Raw genomic sequence first — 24,598 nt, 5'->3', positions numbered from 1 at the left:
CCTGACACCGCTCGCTGGCGCGGGCACTGACAGGGGAAAATTCATGATTCGCATCCGTCTTGCATCGGGCACCGCCGCGCTTGCGCTTGCTGCCAGCCTTGCTGTGCCTGCCTTCGCCGGGGAGGTCGCCGGGACCGTATCCGATGCCAGTGACACCGCCGGCCTGCGCGCTGCCGACGTGGTGATCGAGGAATTGAACCGCCGGACGGTGACCGGCGGCGATGGGGCGTTTGTTTTCAACGATGTGCCCGAAGGCCGCTACACCATCACCGCGCGCTATGTCGGGGCCGAGCCGGTGCGGTTTACCGTCGATGTCCCGGCTGAGGGCATGGTTCGCCAGAACTTCACCCTTGGCGATGCAGGCTCGCAGATCCTCGTGGTCGGCCAGAGCGCCAGCCTTGCATCCGCGCTGTCGCGCAAGCGGGCGGCGGATGGCGTATCCGACGTGCTGACCCGCGATTCGATCGGGCAGTTTCCCGATCAGAACGTGGCCGAATCGCTGCGCCGCCTGCCCGGCATCAACGTGCTGAACGATCAGGGCGAAGGCCGGTTCGTGACCGTGCGCGGGCTTGATCCCAACCTCAACGCCACGTCATTGAACGGCGTGCGCGTGCCCGCGCCGGGGATCGACGAACGCGGCGTCGCGCTCGACGTGATTTCGTCCGACATCATCGAATCGATCGAAGTGAAGAAGTCGCTCACCCCGGACATGGACGGCGATACCATCGGTGCCTCGATCGAGATCAAGACCACCAGCGCGTTTGATCGCAACAAAGATCTCTATGTCGCCAGGATCGGAGGCAGCTATAATGATTATTCGGGCCAGCTGACCCCCGATGTCGGATTTGATTTCGCCACCAAGCTCTCTGACAATTTCGGCGTCACCGGCGGCCTGTCATACTACAACCGCGAGTTTGAAAGCGACAATGTCGAAGCCGATGGCTGGCAGGAAGACGGCGGCCTGATCTACGCCGAAGAAGTGCAGTACCGCGATTATGACGTGGAGCGCGAACGCATCAGCGCCACGCTTGGCTTCGATGCGCGGGTTGGTGGGCACACCGAACTCTACCTCAAGGGCGTCTATAGCGAATTCAATGATCAGGAATTCCGCCGTGACGTGATCTTCCGGCTCGAAGATGCCAACGTTTCGGGCAGCGGCACCAATGCGGTGTTTGATGATGAAGGCACCGAGATCGAAATTCGCCGCCGCGTCAAGGACCGGCTTGAATCGAGCCGCATCCGCACCCTGGTGTTCGGCGGCGAAAGCCGGTTCGGCGCGCTCAAGGCCGATTATGCCGTCAGCTGGGCGAAATCGTCAGAGGTCAAGGATGGTTCGCTCGACCCGACCCGGTTTGACGGCAACTTCGAGGATTCCGGCCTCGAAATCGGGTTCGATTACGGCAACCCGCGCATTCCGCTCTACTCGGTAACCGGCAACAGCGCAGGCTTCCTCAACCCCGGTAATTACGGGCTGGACTCGGTTGAGTTCACCGCCGGTTCGGTGGGTGAGGACGAAGAATTCGCCGCCCGGCTTGATCTTGGCTACGAAATCTACAGCGACGCCGGAACGCTGACGATCCAGGGCGGGGCCAAGGCGCGCTGGCGCGAGAAGTTCTTTGCCGGACGCTTCGAATTCTGGGAGAATGACGATCTGACGCTGGCCGATGTGCTGGGTGCGCCGCAGACCTATCGGCTTCCCGGTCTGGATCTGGCCCCGCTCCCCGGCTTCACCGAGGCGACCGACTTCTTCAATGGCAATCGCGGGGCTTTTGAACTCAACGACATCGACACAGCCCTTGCCAGCAATGTCGAGAACTTCACCGTCGATGAAGACATTTTCGCCAGCTACCTGCTGGGCCGTTGGGAAAGCGACAAGCTGCTGGTGATCGGCGGGGTGCGTTATGAACGGACCTACAACCGCCTGACGGGCAATCTTGTGCAGCTGATCGTGGAAGACGGGACCCTGCCGGGCGGCGGCATCGCGGCGGACGACACTGTGATCGTCAGCCCGACCGCAATCGAGCGCAATTACGACCACTGGCTCCCCAGCCTCAACATCCGATACGCGGCGCAGCCCAACCTGATCATGCGTGCCGCCGCCTATCGCAGCCTGGTGCGCCCGAACATTGGCGACCTCGCGCCGCGGATCGTGATCGAGGATGACGAGGCCGAGGCCGGCAACCCCGATCTGGTGCCCTATGAAGCATGGAATTTCGATGCGACGATCGAATATTACATGTCGAACAACGGGGCGATCACGGCCGGATTGTTCTACAAGGAAATCGACAATTTCATCTTCGGCCAGCGGATTACCGATCCCGATCCGATTTTGGGGGTCGATATCACCCGGCTGGACACGACCCTGAACGGGCAGACTGCGGAAATCTTCGGTATTGAACTCGGCTTCTCGCAGCAACTCGATTTCCTCCCCGGTTTCCTGTCGGGCTTTCTGGTGCAGGCCAACTACACCTTCACCGATGCCACGGGTCTGATTTCCGATGGCAATATTGGCGGGATTACCGATACGCCGACTTTCCGCGAAATCACTCTGCCAAGCGCCAGCAAGCACACCTTCAACGGGGTGCTCGGCTACGAAAAGGGGCCGGTCTCGCTGCGTCTTGCCGGCACCTATCGCGACCTCTATCTTGATGAAGTGCAAGGGAGCGTTGAAGAGGATCGGATCGTCGACAGCCTGTTCCAGCTCGATTTTTCGGGCCGCTACACGATCAACAAGAACTTTCAGGTGTTCTTCGACTGGATCAACATCAACGATGCGGAGTTTTTCGCCTTCAACCGCCAGGGCGGGCGCCAGAACGTGCTGCAATTCGAAAAGTACAACTGGACGATGAAGGGCGGCGTGCGGCTCACGTTCTGATAGGGTGCATGTCATGATCAGACCCTTCCACGGATTCGCGCTCGTCACGCTCGGGATCGCAGCTGCCTGCGCGAGCGTGCCCGCGATCACCGGCGATCCCGCCGTCACTGTCACCGCCCGCGCGGAGACAGTGCCGGTCGGCACCAGCAACGAGGATGCTGCCGACGATCCGGCGATCTGGCGCAATCCGGCCGATCCGGCGGCGAGCCTGATCGTCGGCACCGACAAGAAGGGCGGGCTTTACGTCTATGATCTCACGGGCGCGCAGAAGAGCTTCCTTCCCGCGCCCGGCATGAACAATGTCGATCTGGTGGAGATCGAGCACGGTCGCATTCTGGTGATCGCCAGCGACCGTGCCGATCTCGCCACCGCGCACCTGTTCCTCGCGCTGCTCGATCCCGCCACTGCCTCGCTTGCGCCTGCGGGTCGGATCGCCGTGGGGCCGGGCGAGGGCTACGGTATCTGCATCGCCAGGCCTGCGGGCAAGGACGAGGTGGTGGTGTTCAGTGCGCCCAAGAACGGCACCATCTACCGCACCACGCTGGCCGGAACCGGCACGTCCGGGGGGACGGGCGCGGATTTCGTAGCGGCCACCACCACGTTGGCGACGGTTGCCAGCCAGCCCGAAGGCTGCATCGCCGATCCGCGCACGGCCACGCTCTATATCGGCGAGGAAGCCACTGGCATCTGGGCGATCGACATGAATACGGGCGAAAAGCGGCTGGTCGCGCCGGTCGACAACCGGATGCTGGTCGCCGATCTGGAAGGCCTCGCCATCGCGCCCGAGGGCGAGAGTGGCGGCTATCTCGTCGCTTCCTCGCAAGGGGACAATGCCTATGCGGTCTACCGCTTGCCGGGCGTGATCCCGGTTGGCCGTTTCCGCATTGCGGCAGGCCCGTTCGGCAGCACCGAGGAAACCGACGGGATCGAGCTCGACAATCGCGATTTCGGGCCGGATTTTCCCGGTGGCATCTTCATCGCGCAGGATGGGGTGAACCCGCCGCAAGCCCAGAACTTCAAATATGCACGTTGGGATGAAATTCTTGCCGCGCTGGAGGCGGGCCAGTAAACTGGGCGGCATGACCTTTCCCCGCATTATCGCTTCTGACCGTCGACGCTTTCTTGGCGCGACCGCTTCGGCCTTTGCCGCACTCGCCGCCAGCGGTTGCATGACCCGCGGCCCTGCGGCCACGGCGCGCGCGCCGGTGCCGGGCGGGGGCTTTGCCGGTTACGGCGCGCTGGTGCCCGATCCGGCGGGTTTCCTCGATCTGCCGCAAGGCTTTTCCTACCGCGTCATCTCGCGGCTGGGGGATGCGATGGATGATGGCGGCACCGTGCCTGACCGGGCCGACGGGATGGGCTGTTTCGACCTCGGGAACGGGGCCATTGCGCTGGTGCGCAACCACGAATTGCAGCCGCAGCACGACGCAGGCGGCAGCATCCCTGCAGGTTTCGGCAAGCGCAATGGCGTCTTCGTTCCCGGCGGGACGACCAATATCGTGCTCGACGCAGGCACGCTGGCGGTCACGCGCCAGTTCCGCAGCCTTGGTGGCACGATCCGCAATTGTTCGGGCGGGGTTACGCCATGGGGCACCTGGCTGACCTGCGAGGAAGCGCCGACCGGGCCGGGCCAGCGTTACGGCGACGGGCTGGAGCGCAACCACGGCTGGGTGTTCGAAGTCCCCGCCAGCGCAACCGGGCTGGTCGATGCCGTGCCGCTGACTGCAATGGGCCGCTTCAATCACGAAGCCGCCGCGGTCGATCCGGCCACCGGGATCGTCTACATGACCGAGGACCGCGACGATGGGGTGCTGTACCGCTTTCTGCCGAGGGTTCCGGGCAAGCTGGCCGAAGGCGGGCGCTTGCAGGCGATGGTGATCGAAGGGCTGGCCGATACCCGCAACTGGACTTCGCCGGCAATGGCGCCGGGTCAGCAATATCGCGTAAGCTGGGCCGATCTGGACGGGGTCGAGGCGCCCGGGGATGATCTGCGCCAGCGCGCTGCGGCAAAGGGCGCGGCGCTGATCGCGCGGGGCGAGGGGCTGCACATGGGTGGCAGCGAGGTGTATGCCTGCGCCACCAGCGGCGGGGCTGCGCAGCTGGGGCAAATCCTCAAACTGACGCCCGGGCTTGCAGGCGCGCCCGACATGGTCGAGCTGTTCTTCGAAAGCGCGAATACCGACCAGTTCAATTATGGCGACAACCTGACAGTTGCGCCCAATGGCCACCTGATCGTGTGCGAGGATCAATATACCGACGTGGTCGACAACCATATTCGCGGGATCACGCCTGATGGCCGCGCCTATGCATTCGCGCGGTTGCGCACGCAGAGCGAGCTTGCGGGCGGGTGTTTTTCGCCCGATGGCAAATGGCTGTTCGTCAACGCCTATTCCCCCACCGCCACGCTGGCGATCACCGGTCCCTGGGCCGCCTGAGGCGCAGGCCCGGGCCATGGACAGCTTCCTGTTTTCGCTGTTGCTGGTCTTTGCGCTGGCGCTGGGCGGGCGCGATCAATGGCTGGTGGCGCGCTGGGCCGATGCGCTTGGGCGCGGTTGGCCGCTGCTCCTGCTCGGCATCCTTTCGGCCTGTCTGACCGCCGCCGTGATGGCATGGGTGGGGGCCGAATTTGCCGCCATGCTCCCGGCGCGTGCAGCGCAGATGCTGGTTGCCTTTGCGCTGGCGATTGCCGGGTTCGAGCTGGCCTGGCCGGTAAAGCTGAAAGAACCGCGCGAACCGACCCGCTCGCTCGGCGCCATTGCCATCGTACTGGTTGCCCGCCAGATCGGCGACGGTGCGCGGTTTGCCATCTTCGCCTTCGCCGCGCAGGCCAGCCTGTCCGCCACCGCCGCACTGGGCGGAGCGCTGGGGGGCGGGGCGGCGATTGCGATGGGCTGGTCGCTGGGCGCTGCCGGGCTGGTCCGCCTGCCGCTGCGCACAGTGCGGCGGGTGCTGGCGGTGTGCCTTATTCTTGCGGCGATCTTCATCGGATTGAACGCTCGTTACGCTGCGCCTTGATCGCTTTGTTCGATCATGACGAATAGTATAATTGCGAAACTCAAACACTTCTGATCCGTTATAAGAATAGACACCTAAGCGGCAGCACAGTGCCGCCTACATGACAATAACGGAGAAAATTATGGCCGATACCAAGACCAATTCGAAAGCTGCACTGATTGCCGAACTCAACGGGCTTCTGGCGGATCATTTTGCGCTTTTCGTCAAGACCAAGAATTTTCACTGGCACGTCAAGGGCCCGCGCTTTCGCGATCTTCACCTCTTGTTCGATGAACAGGCGCTTGAAATCCGTGACCAGATCGATGCCATCGGCGAACGCGTGCGCAAACAGGGCGGCGATACGCTGACCTCGATCGGCTCGGTGTCGCAGCACACCAAGGTCAAGGATCAGGACAGCACCGCGCTGTCTGCCGAGGACATGATCGCCGAACTGCGCGATGACAACCAGGCGATGGTCGAGCGGCTGAAAGGCATGAAGCCGCTGGCCGAACAGGCGGGCGATAATGCCACCGACGGGCTGCTGGACGATTGGACCGACATGGCCGAAGAGCGTGTGTGGTTCCTGAAGTCGCTGCTCGGCTGATCGCTGCCCGGCTGGCAAGCCTGCGCGCGATCAAAAAAAAGGGGCCGCTCCCGCTGACGGGGGGCGGCCCTTTTGCTATTGATGGGGGATGGAAACTGCAGATGTGATCGAAAGCGCGGGCGTGGCCACCATTGCTGATTGGCTGGACGCCCGATTGGCTGCCGCCAATCGCCATGCCGGTGGCAGGTTTGCGATCACGATACCGGGCGGATCGACCCCCTTTCCGATCCTCGAAAAGCTTGTCCAACGGGACCCCGGCCCCGCATGGAGCGCGATGGTGGTGTGGCCCAATGACGACCGGATCGTGCCCGAGGATCACGCGGCATCGAATACCGGAAAAATGCGCGCCCTTCTGGAGCCTGCCGGGGCCGAGGTGCATGCGCTTGCCGAACGCGACAAGCCGCCGCATTTCGCGCTGACATGGCTCGGCATGGGGCCGGACGGCCACATCGCATCGCTGTTTCCCAACACTGATCCCGCAGACGATGATCCGCGGATGATCCGCCGCCTGACCCCCGATCCCCTGCCTGCCCATGCACCGTTCGACCGCATCACGCTGACCTTGCCTGCGCTAACGGACACTGATGCAATTCTGTTCACGCTTGGCGGCGCGGCGGACAAGCGCAGCACTTTCGAGGTGGCGATGCGCGGCGAGCATGATCTTCCCGTCGCGCGATTGCTGCGGATTGCAGCGGCAAGGGGCATTCCTGTCACCGTGTTCACCTGATGCCCGCATTGCTGCCCGCCCCGCTCCACCGCGCTCTGCTCCCGCTGGCGCATGGGATGCGGCATAGCTGGCGGCGCTGGCGCAAGGTGCCGATTGCCGGGGTCAGCATCATCATCACCAACCTTGGCGGCGACGTGCTGCTGCTGCGCCATTCCTATGGCCCCGACGTCTGGGGCCTGCCGGGCGGCGGTATCAATCGCGGCGAAGAGCCTGAGGCGGCCGCGCGGCGCGAGGTGCGTGAGGAACTGGGGATCGAACTTGCCCGGCTTGAGCCGATCGGCACGCTGGAGGAGGTGCTGTCCGGCTCGCCCCACACCGCGCACCTGTTCGCGGCGATCTGCAACCAGCATCCGCGCCCCGATGGCCGCGAGGTGGTGGAGGCGCGGTTCTTCCCCTCGCATTCCTTGCCCGAGCCGCTGGGCCGCACCACCCGCGCACGGATCGCGGCGTGGAAGGCGCGGGGGACAGGCTAAAGCAGCGATAGCTGGGCGGTATCGCGCGGCGGCTTTTCGTCTTGCGCCCCTTCCAAATTGCCGAGCGTCAGCCCCATCAGCCGGATCGGATCAGGCAGCGGCAGTTCCGCCTCCAGCAGCGCGCGCGCCGCTTCGGCGAACTGGTCCTTGCCCGCAACCCAGTGCGGCAGCGAAGTTGCGCGGGTCATGATGCGGAAATCGTTGAATTTGAGCTTCAGCGTCACCGTCCGCCCGCGCACCGGCTGACCTTCGCTGCCCGCCGCCTCGATCCGCTCCCACACGATGTCGATAATGTTCTCCAGCGTCTCTCGCAGCATCGCGCCGCTGCCGATATCCTCGGCAAAGGTGCGCTCCCCGCCAACCGATTTGCGGAGGCGGTGGGCGCGCACGGGGCGCAGGTCGATCCCCCGCGCCGCGCGGTAGAGGTAATCGGCCATGCTGCCGAAATGTTCGCGCAGAAACGCGATGTCCCGTCCCGCCAGATCGGCGCCGGTCGCAATGCCCAGCCGCTGCATCCGCTCCTCCGCCTTCGGCCCGACGCCGTGGAACCGCCGGATCGGCAGGCCCGCGACAAAGGCCGACCCTTCGCCCGGACGGATCACGCACAAGCCATCGGGCTTGTTCTGGTCGCTGGCGAGCTTGGCAAGGAACTTGTTGTAACTCACCCCCGCGCTGGCGGTCAGCTGCGTTCTGGCGCGAATTTCCTGCCGGATCAGCTGGGCGATGCGGGTGGCGCTGCCGATCCCGAGCCGGTCATCGGTGACATCGAGATAGGCCTCGTCAAGGCTCAGCGGTTCGATGATCGGGGTAAAGTGTTCAAACACAAGGCGGATCTGGCGGCTTGCTTGCTTGTAGGCATCAAAGCGCGGGCGCACGAACACCAGATCGGGGCACAACCGGCTGGCGGTGACCGATGGCATGGCGCTGCGCACCCCGAACAACCTCGCCTCGTAGCTTGCAGCGGCGACGACCCCGCGCCCGCCTGCCCCGCCGACGGCAACCGGCTTTCCGCGCAATTGCGGATTGTCGCGCTGTTCGACGCTGGCGAAGAAGGCATCCATGTCGACATGGATGATCTTGCGCAGCCCCGGATGGTCCTGGGCAACGTCATCGTCCCCTGAGATTGGCGGCGGATCACGGTCCATCCGGGTAAAATAGAGGCTTGGCGCGCGTGAAGGAACCATTGCCGGAACTTTCATGCCCGCTCACGATTTTGTGCATATGCGAAAAGAACAGTGGTCATCGGGCGAACCAATCGGCAATGGGCCCACCATGGCCACCACGCTTGCCCCGTCCACGTCCGTCCGCAAGGTGATCGGCGAAACCGAGCTGTTGTGGATGATGGCGCTGCTGATGGCCTTGAACGCTTTCGGCATCGACGCGATTCTCCCGGCGCTTGATGAACTTGCGGTTGATCTCGGGGTGGATGGCAATGCCCGCCAGTTCGTGATCGGGGTCTATCTGCTGACCGCCGGGATCGGCGCGCTGCTGCCCGGAGCGCTGGCTGACCGGTTCGGGCGGCGGCCGATCCTGCTGGGATCGATCTTGGTCTATATCCTGCTGTCACTGCTGAGCGCGATTGCGCCCACCTATGACACGCTGATTGCGGTGCGCGCGGCGCAGGGATTCTTCGCGGCCGGGACCGTTGCCCTGCCGCCCGCGATCATCCGCGACCGGGTGGGTGGCGACAAGATGGCGCGGATGATGAGCCTGATCTTCGTGATCTTCCTGATGGTGCCCGCCGTTGCCCCCAGCATCGGCGAGGCGATCCTGCTGGTGGCTGACTGGCGCGCGATTTTCGGCTTTATGGCGGTGATGGGCGTAGCCGTGGGCGCATGGGTGCACCTGCGCCTGCCTGAAAGCCTTGCGCCCGACAACCGCCAGCCGATCCATCTGCGTACCATCGCCGTCAACATGACCCGCGCGCTCGCCCTGCCCAGCGTGGTCGGTTACGTCTTCGGTTCTGCGCTGGTGTTTGGCGCCCTGTTCGGCTTCATCAACTCCTCGCAGCAATTGATCACCGAGACATTTGGCGCGGGCGACATCTTCCCGTTGGTGTTCGGGATTTGCGCCGGGTCGATGGCGGTGGCGAGCTGGTCGAATTCGCGCATTGTCGAACGCTTCGGCGCCCGGCGGGTCAGTCACGCCGCGCTGTTCGTGTTCATCGCGGTCAGCGGCGCGCAGGTGTTCTTTGCCTTCCAGCCGGGCGAAAGCCTGTGGGTGTTCGTGCCGCTGATGGCGATCAACATGGCGCTGCTGGGCTTTATCGGCAGCAATTTCGGCGCAATCGCGATGAACCCCTTCTTCAATATCGCGGGCGCGGCCAGTTCGGCCCACGGGTTCGTGCGCATGACCATGGCAGCGCTGCTGGGCGGGGCGATCGGCTATGCCTTCGATGGCACGGCACAGCCGCTGGCGCTGTCACTGCTGGCGTCGGGCCTCACCTGTCTGGTGCTGGTGCTGGTGAGCGAAAAGGGCAAGCTGTTCGGACCGAGCGATGCCGAGGCGGGTATGGGAAGCGCGCCTGCGGAGTAGGCCCACCCCGCTGCGACTAATCTCGCCTGCGGCTCGCTAAGTCTCGCTCCCCTCCCGCTTGCGGGAGGGGCTGGGGGTGGGACTATTGCTCACTCTCCAACCGCCGCCACGCCAGTCCGGCGAATTCGCACAGCAGCGGCCGCGTGTCGCGCGGGTCGATGATGTCCTCGACATTGAAGCGTTCGGCTGACCGGAACGGCGAGGTGACCTTTCCGAGCCGTTCGCGGATCTCCTCAAGCAGCGCCGCCGGATCGTCCGAGGCTTCCAGCTCGGCCTTGTAGGCGACCTCCAGCCCGCCTGCGATGGGCAGGCTCCCCCAGTCCCCGCTCGGCCAGCAATAGCGGTATTGATACCGATCGGCATTGCTCATCGCGCTCCCGGCAATGCCATAGGCGCGGCGCAGCACGATGCTGGCGAGCGGGACGGTGGCGCGGTAAATTGCGTTCATCGCATTGACGCCGTAGCGGATCGTCCCCGCCATTTCTGCCTCGCGCCCGATCATGAAGCCGGGGTTATCGACCAGATGCACGACCGGCAGGCGGAACTGGTCGGCGAGGCGCACGAAGCGTTCGACTTTCTCGCTGGTCCTGGCCTCCCACGATCCGCCTAGATAGCTGGGATCGCTGGCGATGACGCAGACCGGCCAGCCATCCAATCGCGCCAGCGCGGTGATCGCGGCGCGGCCCCAGTGCTTGCCGATCTCGAACACGGTGCCGGAATCGAACACCATCTCCATGCAGCGCCGCATCGAATAGACCTGCTTCGGATCACGCGGCACGAGGCTGAGCAGCGCCTCCTCGCGCCGGTCTGCGGGGTCATCGCAAGCCGAGCGCCTTGCAGGCTGGCCGACATATTCGGGCATGAAGCTGAGGAAATGCCGCGCGCGGGCGAAGGCCTCGGCCTCGCTGGCGACCTCGTCATCGACCACGCCGTTGCGGGTGTGGATCGCCGATCCGCCGAGCGCCTCCTTGGCCTCCTCGTGATTGGCCGCGCCGCCCTTGTAAGCCTCGCCCAGCCCATCGACCACGGCGGGGCCAGCGGCGAAGATCTGCGAGAGGCCCTTGACCATGATCGAGTAGTGACTGGCGACAGTGCGCGCCGCGCCGAGGCCCGCTGTCGGCCCAAGCGCCAGCGCCACCACCGGCACGGTGTCGAGATTGGTCACCACATCGCCCCAGCCGGGCACGGCGGGGATATAGGTCGCGCCGATCTTTTCGAGCGTCTTCACGCTGCCGCCGCCGCCGGTGCCGTCGATCATGCGGATGATCGGCAGTTTCAACTGGTGCGCCATCATCTCGGCCTGCACCATCTTGCGCGCAATCCCCGCGTCCGCCGCGCCGCCGCGGATGGTGAAATCGTCGGCGGTGGCGACCACCGGGCGGCCGTTGATGGTGGCCTTGCCGAACAGGAAGGGGGCGGGGGTGACGCTGGCAAGGTCGCCGTTGGCGTCATACTTGGCCGAGCCCGCAATCTTGCCGATTTCGCGGAAGCTACCTTCGTCGCACAGCGCCGCCAGCCGCGCGCGGGCGTCCATTTTCCCGCGCCCATGCTGCCGCGCAACCTTGTCCGCGCCGCCCATCTGCTCGGCGAGCGCCTCGCGTTGCCGCAGTTCTTTGAGTTCTTTGGCCCAGGTCATTGGTAACCCTTATGCAAATCGTCATCCCAGCGAAAGCTGGGATCTAGGGCGGCGTAGCGCGAGGTGGCCTGAGACCCCAGCTTTCGCTGGGGTGACGTATTATTCTTCTGAGGCAGCAGGCACCACCCGGCACAGGACTGTGTCAACCTGCACCTGCCCGCCCGCGCTGACCGCCAGCCCCTCGATCACCCCGTCGAAGGGCGCGGTGAGGGCGTGTTCCATCTTCATCGCCTCGAGCACCAGCAGCCGCTGCCCGGCGGTGACGGTCTGGCCTTCGCTCACATCGACCGCGATGACCTTGCCCGGCATCGGCGCGATGATAGCGCCATCGGCGGCGGAGGCTTGGCCGCGTTCTGCACGAGGTTCCGCTGCGAAATAGTGGGAAAGGCTCTCGCCTTTCTGAACCCAGACGCCTTTCTTGCGCCAGTTGCGCTGGCTGGGTTTTTGGATGCCGGTGTGGTCGAGATCGACCGTTTCAGCGCGTCCATCGACGGACAACCGAACCTTGCGGTTTGCCGGGCCGTTCAGACGAAAGCCGAACATCGAGTTGAATCGATCCTTGCCGACCGGCGCCCAACCCACCTGCCCGGAAGCATCGGTCAAAGGAGCGAGGATCTTGGTGGGGAGATGAGGTTCAAGATAAGCGAGCGCCCCTGCACCTAGCGCCACCTTCGGAACGTCGATTTCGGTCAGCGTTTCTCCTCGCCGCTCGATCAACCCGGTGTCTAGGTCTGCCGAAATGAAAGACTCATCCTTCAGACAGCTAGCCAGAAAAGCTGCGTTCGACTTGACTGGAAAGACCCATGCGGACTGGATCATCTCCAACAGAAGCTCGCGCGCCGCTTCCCGCTCATTGCCATGAGCGACCAGTTTTGCGATCATTGGGTCGTAGTTCGGGCTGATCTCGTCGCCCTCCTCGACCCCGGTCTCGATCCGACCCTCATGCCCGAGGTCGAAATGATCAAGCCGCCCCGTGCTCGGCAAAAACCCCTTCGCCGGGTCCTCCGCATAAAGCCGCGCTTCAATCGCATGGCCGTTGATCGACAGCTCGTCTTGCCGCTTCGGCAACACCTCCCCGCTCGCCACGCGCAACTGCCATTCGACCAGATCGACCCCGGTGATTTCCTCGGTGACGGGGTGTTCGACTTGCAGGCGGGTGTTCATCTCCATGAAGAAGATGCGGTCGGCGCGCAGTCCCTCGCTGGCATCGGCGATGAACTCGATGGTGCCCGCACCCTCGTAATCGACCGCCTTCGCCGCGCGTACGGCGGCAGCGCAGATCGCCTCGCGGGTGGCTGCGTCCATGCCGGGGGCGGGGGCTTCCTCGATCACCTTCTGGTGGCGGCGCTGGAGCGAGCAGTCGCGCTCGAACAGGTGGACGACGTTGCCGTGGCTGTCCCCGAACACCTGCACCTCGATATGGCGGGGCGAGGTGATCCATTTTTCGAGCAAGACCTCGTCATTACCGAAGCTGGCCTTGGCCTCGCGGCGGCAGGATTCCAGCGACGCGGCGAAGTCATCGGGGGCATCGACCTTGCGCATCCCCTTGCCGCCGCCGCCTGCGACCGCCTTGATCAGGACGGGGTAGCCGATGGCTTCGGCTTCCGTCGTGAGCCGCTCCACCGATTGATCCGCACCGAGATAGCCCGGCGTCACGGGAACGCCCGCCTCGATCATCCGCGCCTTGGCCGCATCCTTCAGGCCCATCGCGCGGATGCTGGCAGGCTTGGGGCCGACCCAGATGAGGCCTGCGTCGATCACGGCCTGCGCAAAGTCGGCGTTCTCCGAGAGGAAGCCATAGCCCGGATGGATCGCATCAGCCCCGGTCGCTTGCGCCGCCGCGATGATCTTCGCGCCCACCAGATAGCTCTCGGCCGCAGGCGAGGGGCCGATATGCACGCTCTCGTCCGCTTGGCGCACGTGCAGCGCCTTGGCATCGGCATCGGAATAGACCGCGACCGTCGCTACGCCCATTGTCCGCGCAGTCCGCATGATGCGGCAGGCGATCTCGCCGCGATTGGCGATCAGGAGTTTGGTGATCATGGGTGGGGGTTAGCCGCGCCCTCCGTTCGTGTCGAGCGTAGTCGAGACACCTGGACCCGGCCTCTCGACTTCGCTCGAGGCGAACGGAATTGGGCTAGTGCGGCCGGTAATCCGCGATGCCCCAGTCGATCCCGCCCTCCGGAATCTTCTCGCGGTTGATCACCGCCGAGAGAAACGCACGCACGCCATACAGCGCTTTTTCCGCGCGCGGCACATAGGTGCGGGAATTCCACGCCTCCGGCCCGCGCTTTCTGACCTTGCGCCCGATTGCGCCATAGATGCGCGCAGCAGACAGCACGGCCCAGCGGCTGCGGAAGGGGAGCTTGGCCGCGCCCACCCGCGCTGCCGCCTCGTGCTTTTCCACCAAGGCCACCAGCCTTGCCGCCATCGCGGCGAGTTCCTTGCGGTGGTGCGGTTTGGTGTGCTGGCCCGGCTCGATATCCTGCTCGACCAGCCACATGACAGGGAGGTAGCACCGCCCCGCCGCGTCATCTTCCACGATATCGCGGGCGATGTTGGACAGCTGGAAGGCAAGGCCAAGGTCGTTCGCCCGGTCGAGCGTTTCCTGATCGTCAGGCGAAACCCCCATCACCACCGCCATCATCACGCCCACCGCGCCCGCCACGTGGTAGCAATAGCGCAGCATATCGGCCTCGGTGCGCGGGCGCCAGTCTTCCGCGTCCAATTGGAACCCGGCGATGACATCCTCGGCCATCTGCGGGGTCAGACCCACCTCGGCGGCGACCACGCCCAGAGCGTCGAAGGCCGGATCGCCGGTCGGCTCACCTGCGAACGCCAGAGCGGTCAGGCGGCGGATCAATGCAAGCCGCTCGCCCAGATCGGACTGGTCGCCCAACTCCCCGCCCATGTCCTGGTTATCGGCAATGTCGTCCGCGCGGCGGCACCAGGCATACAGCAGCCACGCACGCTCGCGCGTTTCGCGGTCGAACAGGCGCGCGGCGGCGGAAAAGCTCTGCGAGCCCTTCTTGATCGACAGCCGTGCATGTTCAACCAGCGCGGCGCGGGTGGCGGGATCGACTGGCATGGCGAGGCTTACAGCTCCTCGGCCTTCATGCGGAAGATCGGGGTGTGGGGCTGATAGGCCGCCATCTTGGCCAGCAATTCGTGGATCGAAGTTGCTGCGATCAGGATGTTCTGATGCGCGGGACGGACGAAGCCGACTGCCGCCATCTTCGCGTTGAAGGCGAGCAGATCGTCATAGAAACCGAACGCGTTGAGCACGCCCACCGGGTCGGAGTGATAGCCCAGCTGCGACCAGCTCATCGCCTCCCACAATTCGTCCATCGTGCCGACCCCGCCAGGAAGCGTCACGAAGCCATCCGAAAGATCGGTGAACTTCTGCTTGCGTTCGTGCATACCGCTGACGGTTATCAATTCGTCGCAATCGTGGTTGGCGACTTCGGCCTTGACGAGGTGTTCGGGGATGATGCCGATGACTTCGCCGCCCGCATCCTTCGCCCCCTTGGCGACCGCGCCCATCAGCCCGAGCTTGCCTCCGCCATAGACCAACCCGATGTCGCGCTGCGCGAGCTCCGCGCCGACATCATAGGCGAGCTGGATGTAGCGCGGGTCATCGGGCGAAGCCGAACCGCAATAGACGGCGAGACGTTTCACACGCGATCCTCCCGTGCAAGGGGAGGGGGACCATGCGCAGCATGGTGGAGGGGCGAACAGGTCATGCGTTCCATTCTTTCATCGCAAATCTGCACCAGCCGCTGAACCACAGCTTCAATATCTTCAAGCACAAGTTTCGCCGGGATGCGCGTGGTGGCGATGCCCTGTTGGTGCAAGAATTGCGAGCGCGCCGCGTCCTTTGCCATTACCGCGGTGTTATCATGCGCCTTGCCATCGATCTCGATTGACTGCCGCGCCTTGGCACAGAAGCAATCGAGCATGTAGATACCGGCAGGGTGCTGGCGGCGGAATTTGTGGCTGCCGGGGCGCTTGCGCAACGCCTGCCACAAGGCAACTTCCGGCGGGGTCATTTCGCTGCGGAGTTTGCGGGCGAGCTTGACCGTATTGCTTTGGCCTCTGATCATGCTCGCCCCTCCACCGTCCTACGGACGGTCCCCCTCCCCTTAAGGGGAGGATTTCAACTCACCTTCGCCAGATCCTCCAGCATCAGCCCGGCGGTCGCCTTGGCGCTCCCCACCACGCCGGGGATGCCTGCGCCCGGATGGGTGCCCGCACCGACGAGGTAGTAATTGTCGATCACATCGTCACGGTTGTGGCCGCGCAAGTAAGCGCTCTGCCACAGCACCGGCTCAAGGCTGAAGGCGCTGCCCATGTGGGCGTTCAAGTCCTGCTTGAAGTCCTTGGGCGCGTAGCTGAACTTGGTGATGATCCGGTCGTGGATGTCGGGGATCAGGCGGCGGCCAAGCTCGTCGAGGATCATCTTTTCCAGCTTCGGCCCGACATCGTCCCAATCCAGCGGCATCTTGCCCATGTGGCTGACCGGCACGAGCGCGTAGAAGGTGCTCTTGCCTTCAGGCGCCATGCTGGGATCGGTCACGGTGGGGTGGTGGAGGTAGATCGCGAAATCTTCCGGCACCACGCCGTTCTTGTAGATGTCGTCAAGCAGGCCCTTATACCGCTTGGCGAAAAGGATCATGTGGTGCGGGATACCGGGCCAGGTGCCCTCCAACCCGAAATGCACCACGAAGAGCGAGGGGGAAAAGCTCTTGCGGTTCAGGCTTTTGGCCATCTGCTTGCCGCGCGCGGAGCCCGACATCAGGTCCTTGTAGGAATGCATGATGTCGGCGTTGCTCGCCACCGCATCGAACCGCTGACGAAAGCCGCTTTTGGTTTCGACTTCGGTCGCCTTGGTGCCGAGGGTATGCACCTGCACCACCGGATCGCCGACGCGCATCGTGCCGCCCAGCCGTTCGAAATGGCGCACCATGCCGGCGATCAGCCGGTTGGTGCCGCCGCGCGCCCACCACACGCCGCCGTCCTTTTCCAGCTTGTGGATCAGGGCGTAGATGGACGAGGTGTTCATCGGATTGCCGCCCACCAGCAGCGAATGGAAGCTGAAGGCTTCGCGCAGCTTGGGGTGCTCGATATAGCTCGACACCATCGAATAGACGCTGCGCCATGCCTGTTCCTTGATCAGGGCAGGGGCGGCTTTCAGCATCGACTTGAAATCGAGGAACGGCTTGGTGCCAAGCTTGAGATAGCCTTCTTCATAGACCCGCGCCGAATATTCGAGGAAGCGGGCATAGCCTGCCACGTCCGCCGGATTGAGCTTGGCAATTTCGGCGTTGAGGCTTTCCTCGTCGTTCGAATATTCGAAATTGGTGCCGTCGGGCCAGTTGAGGCGATAGAACGGCATGACCTTCATCAACTCGACATCTTCGGCGATGTCGTGGCCGGTCAGCTCCCACAATTCCTTCAGACACGGGGGGTCGGTGATGACCGTCGGCCCGCCATCGAAGGTGAAGCCGTCGCGCTCCCAGAAATAGGCGCGGCCGCCCGGCTTGTCGCGGCCTTCGATCACGGTGGTGGCGATGCCCGCCGATTGCAACCGCAGGGCCAGCGCCATCCCGCCAAAGCCCGCCCCGATCACGCAGGCGCTGCGCCCGGCATAGCGTTCTGCCAGCGCCGGGTGGATGCCTTTTGCAGCCGTATTGCCCGAAAGGTCGATCTTCACATCGGCGTTCATGCCGGGGTCTCCATCTTGAGAGGCTTGGTGTCCAGGGGCTTACCTGAGGAAAACAGCGCACGGATCGCACGCGGGATAGTTACGGGCGGTTTGCCGGTAAGGATGCGCAGACGATCGGGCCAGGTCGAACGGCCGGCATAGAAGCGTTCCACCAGCTGGCCCCTGAGCGCGTAGAAATGTTCGAACACCACCACCCGCTTGTCCGGTTCAGCCGCCTCGAACAGCATCCGGCTGAGCATCCGGTAATAGGCGGTGGCGCGCCAGTGGCGTTTCGCCCGGCGCGCGCAGAAGGCGGCGAGTTCATGGCCCGAAAGGTCGGGACGCGCCGCGATCGCCTGCGCGATGGCAAGCGCATTATCGGCAGCGAAGGGCAGGGTGTAGCTGGTGAGCGGATGCGAAAACCCGCCGCGCGCGCCCGCCAGCGCGACGCCGGGAATGGCGATCTCTGCCTGCGCCGCAGCGAAGTTCCCGCCCGAAATCACCGGCAAAATGCCCGCTTCCTGATCCACCACCTCGCCCTTCCAGCCGTTGCGATGGGCATATTCGGCGACCCGGCCTTTCAGCACCTCGGCATCCATCTTCGGCTGATCGGCGTAGTAGGTATCCTCGATGAACACCTCGGTCGGCGACAGCGGCAGGACATAGACGAAGCGGTAGGCCGCGCCGTTGCCATGCGGGGCAATCTGATCGACGCTGGCATCCATGATAACAGGACGGGTGAGGCCGTGGGGCGTTTCGCAGCGGAACTGCTGGCCAAGGAACACCTGCCACCCGCCGGCAAGGTGATTTGACGAACGGAACGGGCGGCAATCGATCACGCGTCTGGCTGCCACCCGCGTGCCATCGGCCAGCGTCACGCCGCCCGCATCAAGCTGTGCTGCCCTGGTCTCCAGCAGCACGCGGTCAGCGGGAAGCTCGGCGGTCAATGCGCGGTGAAATTCGGCGCTGGCGAGCGATCGGTAAGAGGTCGGCAGCGTGCGGCCAAGGCGAGGAAAGGTTATGTCATAGCCTTCATCCCAGCCATTCAGCGCAAAGCCCGACATCAGCCCCTGCGCCGCGGGGCGGGTATCGGTGGCAAACCAGCTCCAGCGGTGATGCCCGCCCAGCGTGCGCCCGGCCTCGACCAGCTGGAACCGGCAATCGGGCGCGTGGCGGTGTAGCGCCAGCGCGATCAGCCCGCCGGCAAGTCCGCCGCCAACGATGATCACATCATGCGGGGCAGCTGTGTCAGGTGCGGCGCTGTCAGGTGCGGGATTTTGCCGTGACTCGTTCATGCGTTTCCAGCCCTAGGCGAGCCCGACCCGAACGGCAATGATGCGGCGGGGGTTGGCCGGGTGTTTACCGGGTTTTTGAGCATGAAAGCATGTTGCAACATCACGCGCGGGAACATAAGGGCGCATCGCTGTTTTTGAGAAGTGTTCGCATCACCGCCAAGCCCTGAATCAAGGCCTAACCTGAGGATCGCATCATGAAGTCCTTCATCGCCGCCTCGCCGCTTGCCCTTTGCGCTGGGTTGTTCATCTTCGGTGCAGCGCCCGCTTTCGCCGGTGAAACCCATGCAGAGGGCGAGGCCGATGCCGAGGCGCGCGCAGTCGCCGCGTTCGATCTGGCTGCGGCGGGCACGGCCGCAGCGCAGCCTGCGCAACAACCCGATCAGCCGGCAGGCGCCCCGGGCGCGGCCCCTGCGGGCGGGCCGCCGTTCAAGACCGTGTTTGACAAGAACTGGGCGACCATCGGCCTTGGTGCCGGGCTGGTGCCGACCTATGCGGGTTCGGACAATTTCCAGTTCTTCCCGCTGCCGCTGATCGTCGGCCGGGTTGGCGGGGTCGGCTTTCGTCCGGCAGCGGCGGGGTTGACGCTCGATTTCCTGTCGCCGCAGCCGACGCTGGTGTCGCGCAAGAAGACGCCGACCGTCTCGCTTGGCCCGACCTTCCGGTTCCGCAACGACCGCGCGGTCGATAGCGGCGATGATGTGGTGAACGCCGCCGGGCGGCTCGACAATGCGCTCGAAGTCGGACTCAATGCCGGTCTCAGCTTTCCCGGGATATTGAACCGCTTCGATTCGCTGACGGTTTCGGCCAATGTCCGCTGGGATGTGCTGGGCGCGCATGAAGGCCGCGTGATCGAACCGGGTGTGACCTATGCCACCCCGATCGGGCGCGGGATGCTGGTGCAGGTCGGCGCAACGGCAGAGATCATCGATGACAATTTTGCCGATTACTATTTCTCGGTCAGCCCGGCGCAAAGCGCGGCCAGCGGGCTGCCGGTGTTTGCCGCCGACGGGGGCCTCAACCGCATCGGCACGCTGGCGATCGTAACCGTCGATCTGGATGGCAATGCGCTTAATGGCGGGCTCAATGTCTACGGGCTGACCGGCTATTCGCGGATGATCGGTGACGGGGCGGACAATCCCTACACGGCGCTGCGCGGCAGCCCCAACCAGTTCCTGGTCGGCCTGGGGCTTGGTTACACGTTCTAGTTCGCGCGCGCTGGCTTGCGCGGTTCGCGCAATTGCGTGGCGGGGCTTGCCTTGGCGACTGACGCGGCGCATCACAGGCGCGGGTTCGCAGTGTTTGCGGGGAGAGAATTGATGATCGTAACAACGCGCTGGATGGCAGGTCTTGCGGGGGCGCTGGGCACGGTGCTGGCCGCGCCGCTGGCCGCCGAAACCGTGGCGATCCGCGCAGGCAGCGTCATCACCGACGCCGCGAGCGAGCCAAGCGGCCCGGCGACAATCATTGTCACCGACGGCAGGATCGTGTCGATCACCCCCGGCACCGGCCCGCTTGCCAATGGCGTCACCGCCGACCGCGAAATCGACCTCGGCAGCAAGACCGTGCTGCCCGGCCTGATCGATCTCCACACCCATTTGACCGGCGATCCGGGCGGCGATTTCTGGAAGGAAGCGACCGAGCCGGATGAATGGGGCGTGGTGGTCGGCGCCAAGAATGCCCTCGTCACCGTGCGTGCAGGCTTCACCACCGTGCGCGAAGCGGGCAGCGGCACCGAAACCGCCTTTGCCCTGCGGCGCGGCACGGCGGAAGGCGTGATACCGGGACCGCGCATTGTCGCGGCTGGCCCGGCGCTGGCGATCATCGGCGGTCACGCCGACGTCAACGGCTTCCGCCCTGAAGTGAACGAATTGCTCGATTCTGGCTTCACCTGCACCGGCGCGATCGAGTGCGCGGCCAAGGTGCGCCTCGCCAGCCAGAACGGTTCCGACGTGATCAAGATCACCGCGACCGGCGGTGTGCTTTCGCAGCAGGGCCGGGGCCTCGAAGCCCACTTCACGCCCGAGGAAATGAAGGCCATCGCCGACACCGCGCACAGCCTTGGCCTGAAAGTCATGGCCCACGCCCACGGCGCGCGCGGCATCCAGCAGGCCGCCGAAGCGGGCATCGATTCGATTGAACACGGCACCTATCTGGATGAAGCCGCGGCACGCGCGATGAAGGCCAATGGCACCGTGCTGGTGCCAACCCTGATGGCGCTGGAAGGCGTCAGCGAAGGGCTGGGCAAGGGCGTCTACACCCCCGTGGTCGAGGACAAGATCCGCGCCGTGCAGCCCTTGATGGCCACGCTGGTCAGCCGCGCCCGCGAACATGGTGTCACGGTTGTGTTCGGCACCGACGCCGGCGTGTTCCAGCATGGCCGCAACGCCGAGGAACTGGGCCTGATGCGCAAACAGGGCATGAGTGACCGCGAAGTGCTGGCCAGCGCCACCACCGGCGCTGCCACAGTGCTGGGGATGGAGAGCCAGATCGGCAAGCTCGCGCCCGGCTATTCGGCGGATATCATCGCGGTCGATGGCAATCCGCTGGCCGATGTGACGGTGCTGGAGGAAGTGGACTTCGTGATGGTGCGGGGGCGGGTGATCGAGTGAGGCGTGATCGCGTGAGTTTGGGGCGTCGTGCCATGACGCTCGCCGCCCTGACACTCACGTTTGCGCCGCTTACTTCCGCCGCTGCCCCGGCAGAACCGCCGTCTGTTGCCTGCGCCGCCGAGATCGTGGTGCTGGGCGCAGGACAGGATGCCGGTGCCCCGCAGATCGGCCATGCGGGCGAAACGGAGCCGCGCCTGCTGCCTGCCTCGCTCGCCCTGATCGATCGCAAGGCGGGCAAGCGTTACCTGTTTGACGCCACGCCCGCGATCACCGAGCAGCTGGCCATGCTCGATGCCATCGCCCCGCCCGCGCAAGGGCTGGGGATCGACGGCATTTTCCTTACCCATGCACATATCGGGCATTATCTCGGGCTGGCGTGGCTGGGGCGCGAGGCGGCGGGGGCCAAGGGCGTGCCGGTCTATGCCATGCCGCGCTTGGCCGCCTTCCTGCGCGATAACGGGCCGTGGAGCCAGCTGGTGGCGCTGGGGAATATCGACCTGCGTTCGCTTGAAGACTTGCAGGCCGCATGGAATCCGAACGAGCAAGACAAGCGCCTGTGGGTCGCCGCCTATCTGGCGCCGCATCGGGATGAATATTCGGAAACCGTCGGCTTTGGGATCATGCCCGGTTCGGGCAGCGCGCTGTATCTGCCTGACATTGATCGCTGGCAGGGCTGGGACACCATGACCGGCCTTACGCTGATCGACCAGATTCGCGGGCATGACCTTGTCTTCATCGACGCGACCTTCTGGGACGACAACGAATTGCCCGGACGCGATATGTCGGAAATTCCCCATCCGCGCGTAACGGACACGATGGATCTGCTCCGGCACCTCGCGCCTGAACAACGCGCAAAGGTCCACTTCATCCACTACAACCACACCAACCCGATCCGCGATCCCGCCAGCGCGCAGAGCAGGCAGGTGCTTGAGCGCGGCTTCAACATCGCGCGGCGCGGTGATCGCTATTGCCTGTCACGCGGCAGGTAGCGGCCAGCCTCAAGCGGCGCTTGATGCCTGCCTTGGCTTCGCCTACACTCCATCCATCCCCGGGGAGCGTGCCATCCGCGAACCGCTTGACTGAGCGGCCACACGGAAAATGCTGAGAGGGGCGGTTAGCATCGCCCGACCCGTTGAACCTGAACCGATTAACATCGGCGGAGGGAGTGGGCTGGTCGTTTGAACCAATGTGCCCACGCTCCATCCGCCATGAGGAGAGAGCAGACATGGCCGACATCAATAGCCCCGTCGAAATCGGCGTCACCACCGGCCCCATTCGCGGCAGCCGCAAGGTCTACGTCGGCGCGCGCACCGGCAGCGGTATCCGCGTCGCCATGCGCGAGATCGACCTTGAAGGCGGCGAGCCGAGCGTCCGGGTCTACGATACCTCCGGCCCCTATACTGATCCCGAGGCGCTGATCGACATCAACGCCGGCCTCGCCCCGCTGCGCCGTGACTGGATCATGGCGCGCGGCGATGTTGAGGCCTATGACGGGCGCGAGATCAAGCCTGAAGATAACGGCCAGCTTGGCCCGGATCGTTCGGGCGGCGTCCCGCAGTTCCCCAATGCGGTCAAGCGTCCCTTGCGCGCCAAGGCTGGCATGAACGTCAGCCAGATGCACTATGCGCGCCAAGGCATCATCACGCCGGAAATGGAATATGTCGCCGAACGCGAGAATCTGGGTCGCGAAATCGCGGCTGACATGGTGCGCGACGGGCAAAGCTGGGGCGCGCAAATCCCGACCATCATCACGCCCGAATTCGTGCGCGATGAAATCGCTCGGGGCCGCGCGATCATCCCCAACAATATCAACCACCCCGAAAGCGAACCGATGGCGATCGGGCGCAATTTCCTCGTCAAGATCAACGCCAATATCGGCAACTCCGCTGTCGCCTCGAACGTGGCGAGCGAGGTCGACAAGATGGTGTGGGCGACCCGCTGGGGCGCCGACACGATCATGGACCTCTCCACGGGCCGCAACATCCACGACACCCGCGAATGGATCATCCGCAACTCCGCCGTGCCGGTTGGCACCGTGCCGATCTATCAGGCGCTGGAAAAGGTCGGCGGCGTGGCCGAGGAGCTGACGTGGGAAATCTTCCGCGACACCTTGATCGAGCAGGCCGAACAGGGCGTCGACTACTTCACCATCCACGCGGGCGTGCGGCTCGCCTATGTCCCGATGGCGGCCAAGCGCGTCACCGGGATCGTGAGCCGCGGCGGCTCGATCATGGCGAAATGGTGCCTCGCCCACCACAAGGAGAGCTTCCTCTACGAACACTTCGACGAGATCACCGAGATCATGAAGGCGTATGACATCGCCTACAGCCTTGGCGATGGGTTGCGCCCCGGCAGCATCGCGGATGCGAACGACGAAGCGCAATTCTCCGAACTCTACACGCTGGGTGAACTCACCCACCGGGCCTGGGCGCAGGATGTGCAGGTGATGATCGAAGGGCCGGGCCACGTGCCGATGCACAAGATCAAGGAGAACATGGAAAAGCAGCTGCAGGTGTGCGGCGAAGCGCCGTTCTACACCCTCGGCCCGCTCGTCACCGACATTGCGCCGGGATATGACCACATCACCAGCGGCATCGGCGCTGCACAGATCGGCTGGTATGGCACGGCGATGCTCTGCTACGTCACGCCCAAGGAGCATCTGGGCCTGCCCGACCGTGACGACGTGAAGGTCGGCGTGATCACCTACAAGCTGGCGGCCCACGCGGCGGATCTGGCGAAAGGCCATCCGGCGTCGCAGGTGCGCGACGATGCCTTGAGCAAAGCCCGCTTCGAATTCCGCTGGCGCGATCAGTTCAACCTCAGCCTCGATCCCGAAACGGCCGAGCAGTACCACGACCAGACGCTCCCGGCGGAAGGCGCGAAGTCGGCGCATTTCTGTTCGATGTGCGGGCCGAAGTTCTGCTCGATGCAGATCAGCCAGGAGGTCCGCGATTTCGCCGCCAAGCAGAACTCCAGCCCCGAAAGCTTCCTCGCCTCGGAGAAACTCGGCGCCGACACCGCCGAGGCGAGCCGTCAGGCCGCGATCAAGGGCATGGAGGAGATGAGCGCCAAGTACCGCGAGATCGGCAGCCAGCTTTACGTCGGGGCAGGGGACCGGGAGCACGATTGACGCACACAAGGAAGGA

The 24,598-nt window shown here is 64.6% G+C and carries 20 protein-coding genes; 12 read left to right on the top strand and 8 right to left on the bottom strand.

Annotated features, from left to right (window positions below; genetic code table 11):
• The first annotated feature begins 43 nt into the window (after positions 1-43).
• From BUA05_RS10110 to BUA05_RS10080, 7 genes are all read left to right on the top strand, one after another.
• A complete protein-coding gene (locus BUA05_RS10110; RefSeq protein WP_072674765.1) occupies positions 44-2,875 on the top strand; it encodes a TonB-dependent receptor in 2,832 nt (943 codons plus the stop codon).
• 13 nt (positions 2,876-2,888) lie between these two features.
• Positions 2,889-3,944, top strand: coding sequence for a phytase (locus tag BUA05_RS10105; protein WP_072674764.1), 1,056 nt, complete (start codon positions 2,889-2,891; stop codon positions 3,942-3,944).
• A gap of 10 nt (positions 3,945-3,954) precedes the next feature.
• Positions 3,955-5,310 carry an alkaline phosphatase PhoX gene (locus BUA05_RS10100; protein WP_072674762.1) on the top strand — a complete coding sequence of 452 codons (1,356 nt, stop codon included), beginning with the start codon at positions 3,955-3,957 and terminating at the stop codon, positions 5,308-5,310.
• A 16-nt stretch (positions 5,311-5,326) separates the two neighbouring features.
• Positions 5,327-5,890, top strand: coding sequence for a hypothetical protein (locus BUA05_RS10095; protein WP_072674760.1), 564 nt, complete (start codon positions 5,327-5,329; stop codon positions 5,888-5,890).
• 121 nt (positions 5,891-6,011) lie between these two features.
• A complete protein-coding gene (locus tag BUA05_RS10090; RefSeq protein WP_072674758.1) occupies positions 6,012-6,473 on the top strand; it encodes a Dps family protein in 462 nt (153 codons plus the stop codon).
• Positions 6,474-6,561: 88 nt separating this feature from the next.
• Positions 6,562-7,200, top strand: a complete 639-nt coding sequence (locus tag BUA05_RS10085; protein WP_072674757.1) for a 6-phosphogluconolactonase — start codon at positions 6,562-6,564, stop codon at positions 7,198-7,200.
• Entirely contained in the window at positions 7,200-7,673 is a 474-nt protein-coding gene (locus tag BUA05_RS10080) for an NUDIX hydrolase (RefSeq protein WP_072674755.1), read from the top strand. The genes BUA05_RS10085 and BUA05_RS10080 overlap by 1 nt, the downstream gene beginning before the upstream one ends.
• Here BUA05_RS10080 and dinB read toward each other — a convergent pair.
• The gene (gene dinB, locus BUA05_RS10075; protein ID WP_072674753.1) at positions 7,670-8,818 is read right to left on the bottom strand and encodes a DNA polymerase IV; all 1,149 of its coding nucleotides are present in this window, start codon (positions 8,816-8,818) and stop codon (positions 7,670-7,672) included. The genes BUA05_RS10080 and dinB overlap by 4 nt on opposite strands.
• Before the next feature lie 127 nt (positions 8,819-8,945).
• Between dinB and BUA05_RS10070 the strand changes: the two genes are divergently transcribed.
• Entirely contained in the window at positions 8,946-10,208 is a 1,263-nt protein-coding gene (locus BUA05_RS10070; RefSeq protein ID WP_072674891.1) for a multidrug effflux MFS transporter, read from the top strand.
• 82 nt (positions 10,209-10,290) lie between these two features.
• Here BUA05_RS10070 and BUA05_RS10065 read toward each other — a convergent pair whose 3' ends face one another.
• From BUA05_RS10065 to crtY, 7 genes are all read right to left on the bottom strand, one after another.
• Positions 10,291-11,844: an acyl-CoA carboxylase subunit beta gene (locus tag BUA05_RS10065; RefSeq protein WP_072674751.1), complete on the bottom strand. Its 1,554-nt coding sequence runs from the start codon at positions 11,842-11,844 to the stop codon at positions 10,291-10,293.
• 99 nt (positions 11,845-11,943) lie between these two features.
• Complete coding sequence (locus tag BUA05_RS10060; RefSeq protein ID WP_072674749.1) at positions 11,944-13,887, bottom strand: acetyl-CoA carboxylase biotin carboxylase subunit; 1,944 nt, start codon at positions 13,885-13,887, stop codon at positions 11,944-11,946.
• A 94-nt stretch (positions 13,888-13,981) separates the two neighbouring features.
• Positions 13,982-14,932 (bottom strand): phytoene/squalene synthase family protein, encoded by a 951-nt coding sequence (locus BUA05_RS10055; protein ID WP_072674747.1) that lies wholly within the window; start codon positions 14,930-14,932, stop codon positions 13,982-13,984.
• 8 nt (positions 14,933-14,940) lie between these two features.
• A complete protein-coding gene (locus BUA05_RS10050; RefSeq protein ID WP_072674745.1) occupies positions 14,941-15,522 on the bottom strand; it encodes an LOG family protein in 582 nt (193 codons plus the stop codon).
• Positions 15,519-15,947, bottom strand: coding sequence for an endonuclease domain-containing protein (locus tag BUA05_RS10045; protein WP_072674743.1), 429 nt, complete (start codon positions 15,945-15,947; stop codon positions 15,519-15,521). Before BUA05_RS10045 ends, BUA05_RS10050 begins: the two co-directional genes overlap by 4 nt.
• A 53-nt stretch (positions 15,948-16,000) precedes the next feature.
• The gene (locus BUA05_RS10040) at positions 16,001-17,569 is read right to left on the bottom strand and encodes a phytoene desaturase (protein ID WP_072674741.1); all 1,569 of its coding nucleotides are present in this window, start codon (positions 17,567-17,569) and stop codon (positions 16,001-16,003) included.
• Entirely contained in the window at positions 17,566-18,843 is a 1,278-nt protein-coding gene (gene crtY, locus BUA05_RS10035; RefSeq protein ID WP_084662586.1) for a lycopene beta-cyclase CrtY, read from the bottom strand. Before crtY ends, BUA05_RS10040 begins: the two co-directional genes overlap by 4 nt.
• Before the next feature lie 194 nt (positions 18,844-19,037).
• Between crtY and BUA05_RS10030 the strand changes: the two genes are divergently transcribed.
• From BUA05_RS10030 to thiC, 4 genes are all read left to right on the top strand, one after another.
• Entirely contained in the window at positions 19,038-20,048 is a 1,011-nt protein-coding gene (locus BUA05_RS10030; protein WP_084662585.1) for a MipA/OmpV family protein, read from the top strand.
• Positions 20,049-20,159: 111 nt separating this feature from the next.
• The gene (locus BUA05_RS10025) at positions 20,160-21,452 is read left to right on the top strand and encodes a metal-dependent hydrolase family protein (RefSeq protein WP_084662597.1); all 1,293 of its coding nucleotides are present in this window, start codon (positions 20,160-20,162) and stop codon (positions 21,450-21,452) included.
• A gap of 32 nt (positions 21,453-21,484) precedes the next feature.
• Positions 21,485-22,441 (top strand): MBL fold metallo-hydrolase, encoded by a 957-nt coding sequence (locus BUA05_RS10020; protein ID WP_072674740.1) that lies wholly within the window; start codon positions 21,485-21,487, stop codon positions 22,439-22,441.
• A 236-nt stretch (positions 22,442-22,677) separates the two neighbouring features.
• Complete coding sequence (gene thiC, locus BUA05_RS10015) at positions 22,678-24,582, top strand: phosphomethylpyrimidine synthase ThiC (protein ID WP_072674738.1); 1,905 nt, start codon at positions 22,678-22,680, stop codon at positions 24,580-24,582.
• Positions 24,583-24,598 lie beyond the last annotated feature (16 nt).

Origin of the sequence: Erythrobacter sanguineus (genome assembly GCF_900143235.1) — a bacterium.
GTDB classification, from domain to species: domain Bacteria; phylum Pseudomonadota; class Alphaproteobacteria; order Sphingomonadales; family Sphingomonadaceae; genus Erythrobacter; species Erythrobacter sanguineus.
Note: the sequence above shows the minus strand (reverse complement) of the source record. Positions and strands in the feature narration are given on the sequence as shown.

What these genes read in the sequence shown, in the direction of transcription:
- BUA05_RS10110 (WP_072674765.1), top strand. Translation starts at nt 44, where the DNA reads ATGATTCGCATCCGTCTTGCATCGGGCACCGCCGCGCTTGCGCTTGCT.
- BUA05_RS10105 (WP_072674764.1), top strand. Translation starts at nt 2,889, where the DNA reads ATGATCAGACCCTTCCACGGATTCGCGCTCGTCACGCTCGGGATCGCA.
- BUA05_RS10100 (WP_072674762.1), top strand. Translation starts at nt 3,955, where the DNA reads ATGACCTTTCCCCGCATTATCGCTTCTGACCGTCGACGCTTTCTTGGC.
- BUA05_RS10095 (WP_072674760.1), top strand. Translation starts at nt 5,327, where the DNA reads ATGGACAGCTTCCTGTTTTCGCTGTTGCTGGTCTTTGCGCTGGCGCTG.
- BUA05_RS10090 (WP_072674758.1), top strand. Translation starts at nt 6,012, where the DNA reads ATGGCCGATACCAAGACCAATTCGAAAGCTGCACTGATTGCCGAACTC.
- BUA05_RS10085 (WP_072674757.1), top strand. Translation starts at nt 6,562, where the DNA reads ATGGAAACTGCAGATGTGATCGAAAGCGCGGGCGTGGCCACCATTGCT.
- BUA05_RS10080 (WP_072674755.1), top strand. Translation starts at nt 7,200, where the DNA reads ATGCCCGCATTGCTGCCCGCCCCGCTCCACCGCGCTCTGCTCCCGCTG.
- dinB (WP_072674753.1), bottom strand. Translation starts at nt 8,818, where the DNA reads ATGGACCGTGATCCGCCGCCAATCTCAGGGGACGATGACGTTGCCCAG.
- BUA05_RS10070 (WP_072674891.1), top strand. Translation starts at nt 8,946, where the DNA reads ATGGCCACCACGCTTGCCCCGTCCACGTCCGTCCGCAAGGTGATCGGC.
- BUA05_RS10065 (WP_072674751.1), bottom strand. Translation starts at nt 11,844, where the DNA reads ATGACCTGGGCCAAAGAACTCAAAGAACTGCGGCAACGCGAGGCGCTC.
- BUA05_RS10060 (WP_072674749.1), bottom strand. Translation starts at nt 13,887, where the DNA reads ATGATCACCAAACTCCTGATCGCCAATCGCGGCGAGATCGCCTGCCGC.
- BUA05_RS10055 (WP_072674747.1), bottom strand. Translation starts at nt 14,932, where the DNA reads ATGCCAGTCGATCCCGCCACCCGCGCCGCGCTGGTTGAACATGCACGG.
- BUA05_RS10045 (WP_072674743.1), bottom strand. Translation starts at nt 15,947, where the DNA reads ATGATCAGAGGCCAAAGCAATACGGTCAAGCTCGCCCGCAAACTCCGC.
- BUA05_RS10040 (WP_072674741.1), bottom strand. Translation starts at nt 17,569, where the DNA reads ATGAACGCCGATGTGAAGATCGACCTTTCGGGCAATACGGCTGCAAAA.
- crtY (WP_084662586.1), bottom strand. Translation starts at nt 18,843, where the DNA reads ATGAACGAGTCACGGCAAAATCCCGCACCTGACAGCGCCGCACCTGAC.
- BUA05_RS10030 (WP_084662585.1), top strand. Translation starts at nt 19,038, where the DNA reads ATGAAGTCCTTCATCGCCGCCTCGCCGCTTGCCCTTTGCGCTGGGTTG.
- BUA05_RS10025 (WP_084662597.1), top strand. Translation starts at nt 20,160, where the DNA reads ATGATCGTAACAACGCGCTGGATGGCAGGTCTTGCGGGGGCGCTGGGC.
- BUA05_RS10020 (WP_072674740.1), top strand. Translation starts at nt 21,485, where the DNA reads ATGACGCTCGCCGCCCTGACACTCACGTTTGCGCCGCTTACTTCCGCC.
- thiC (WP_072674738.1), top strand. Translation starts at nt 22,678, where the DNA reads ATGGCCGACATCAATAGCCCCGTCGAAATCGGCGTCACCACCGGCCCC.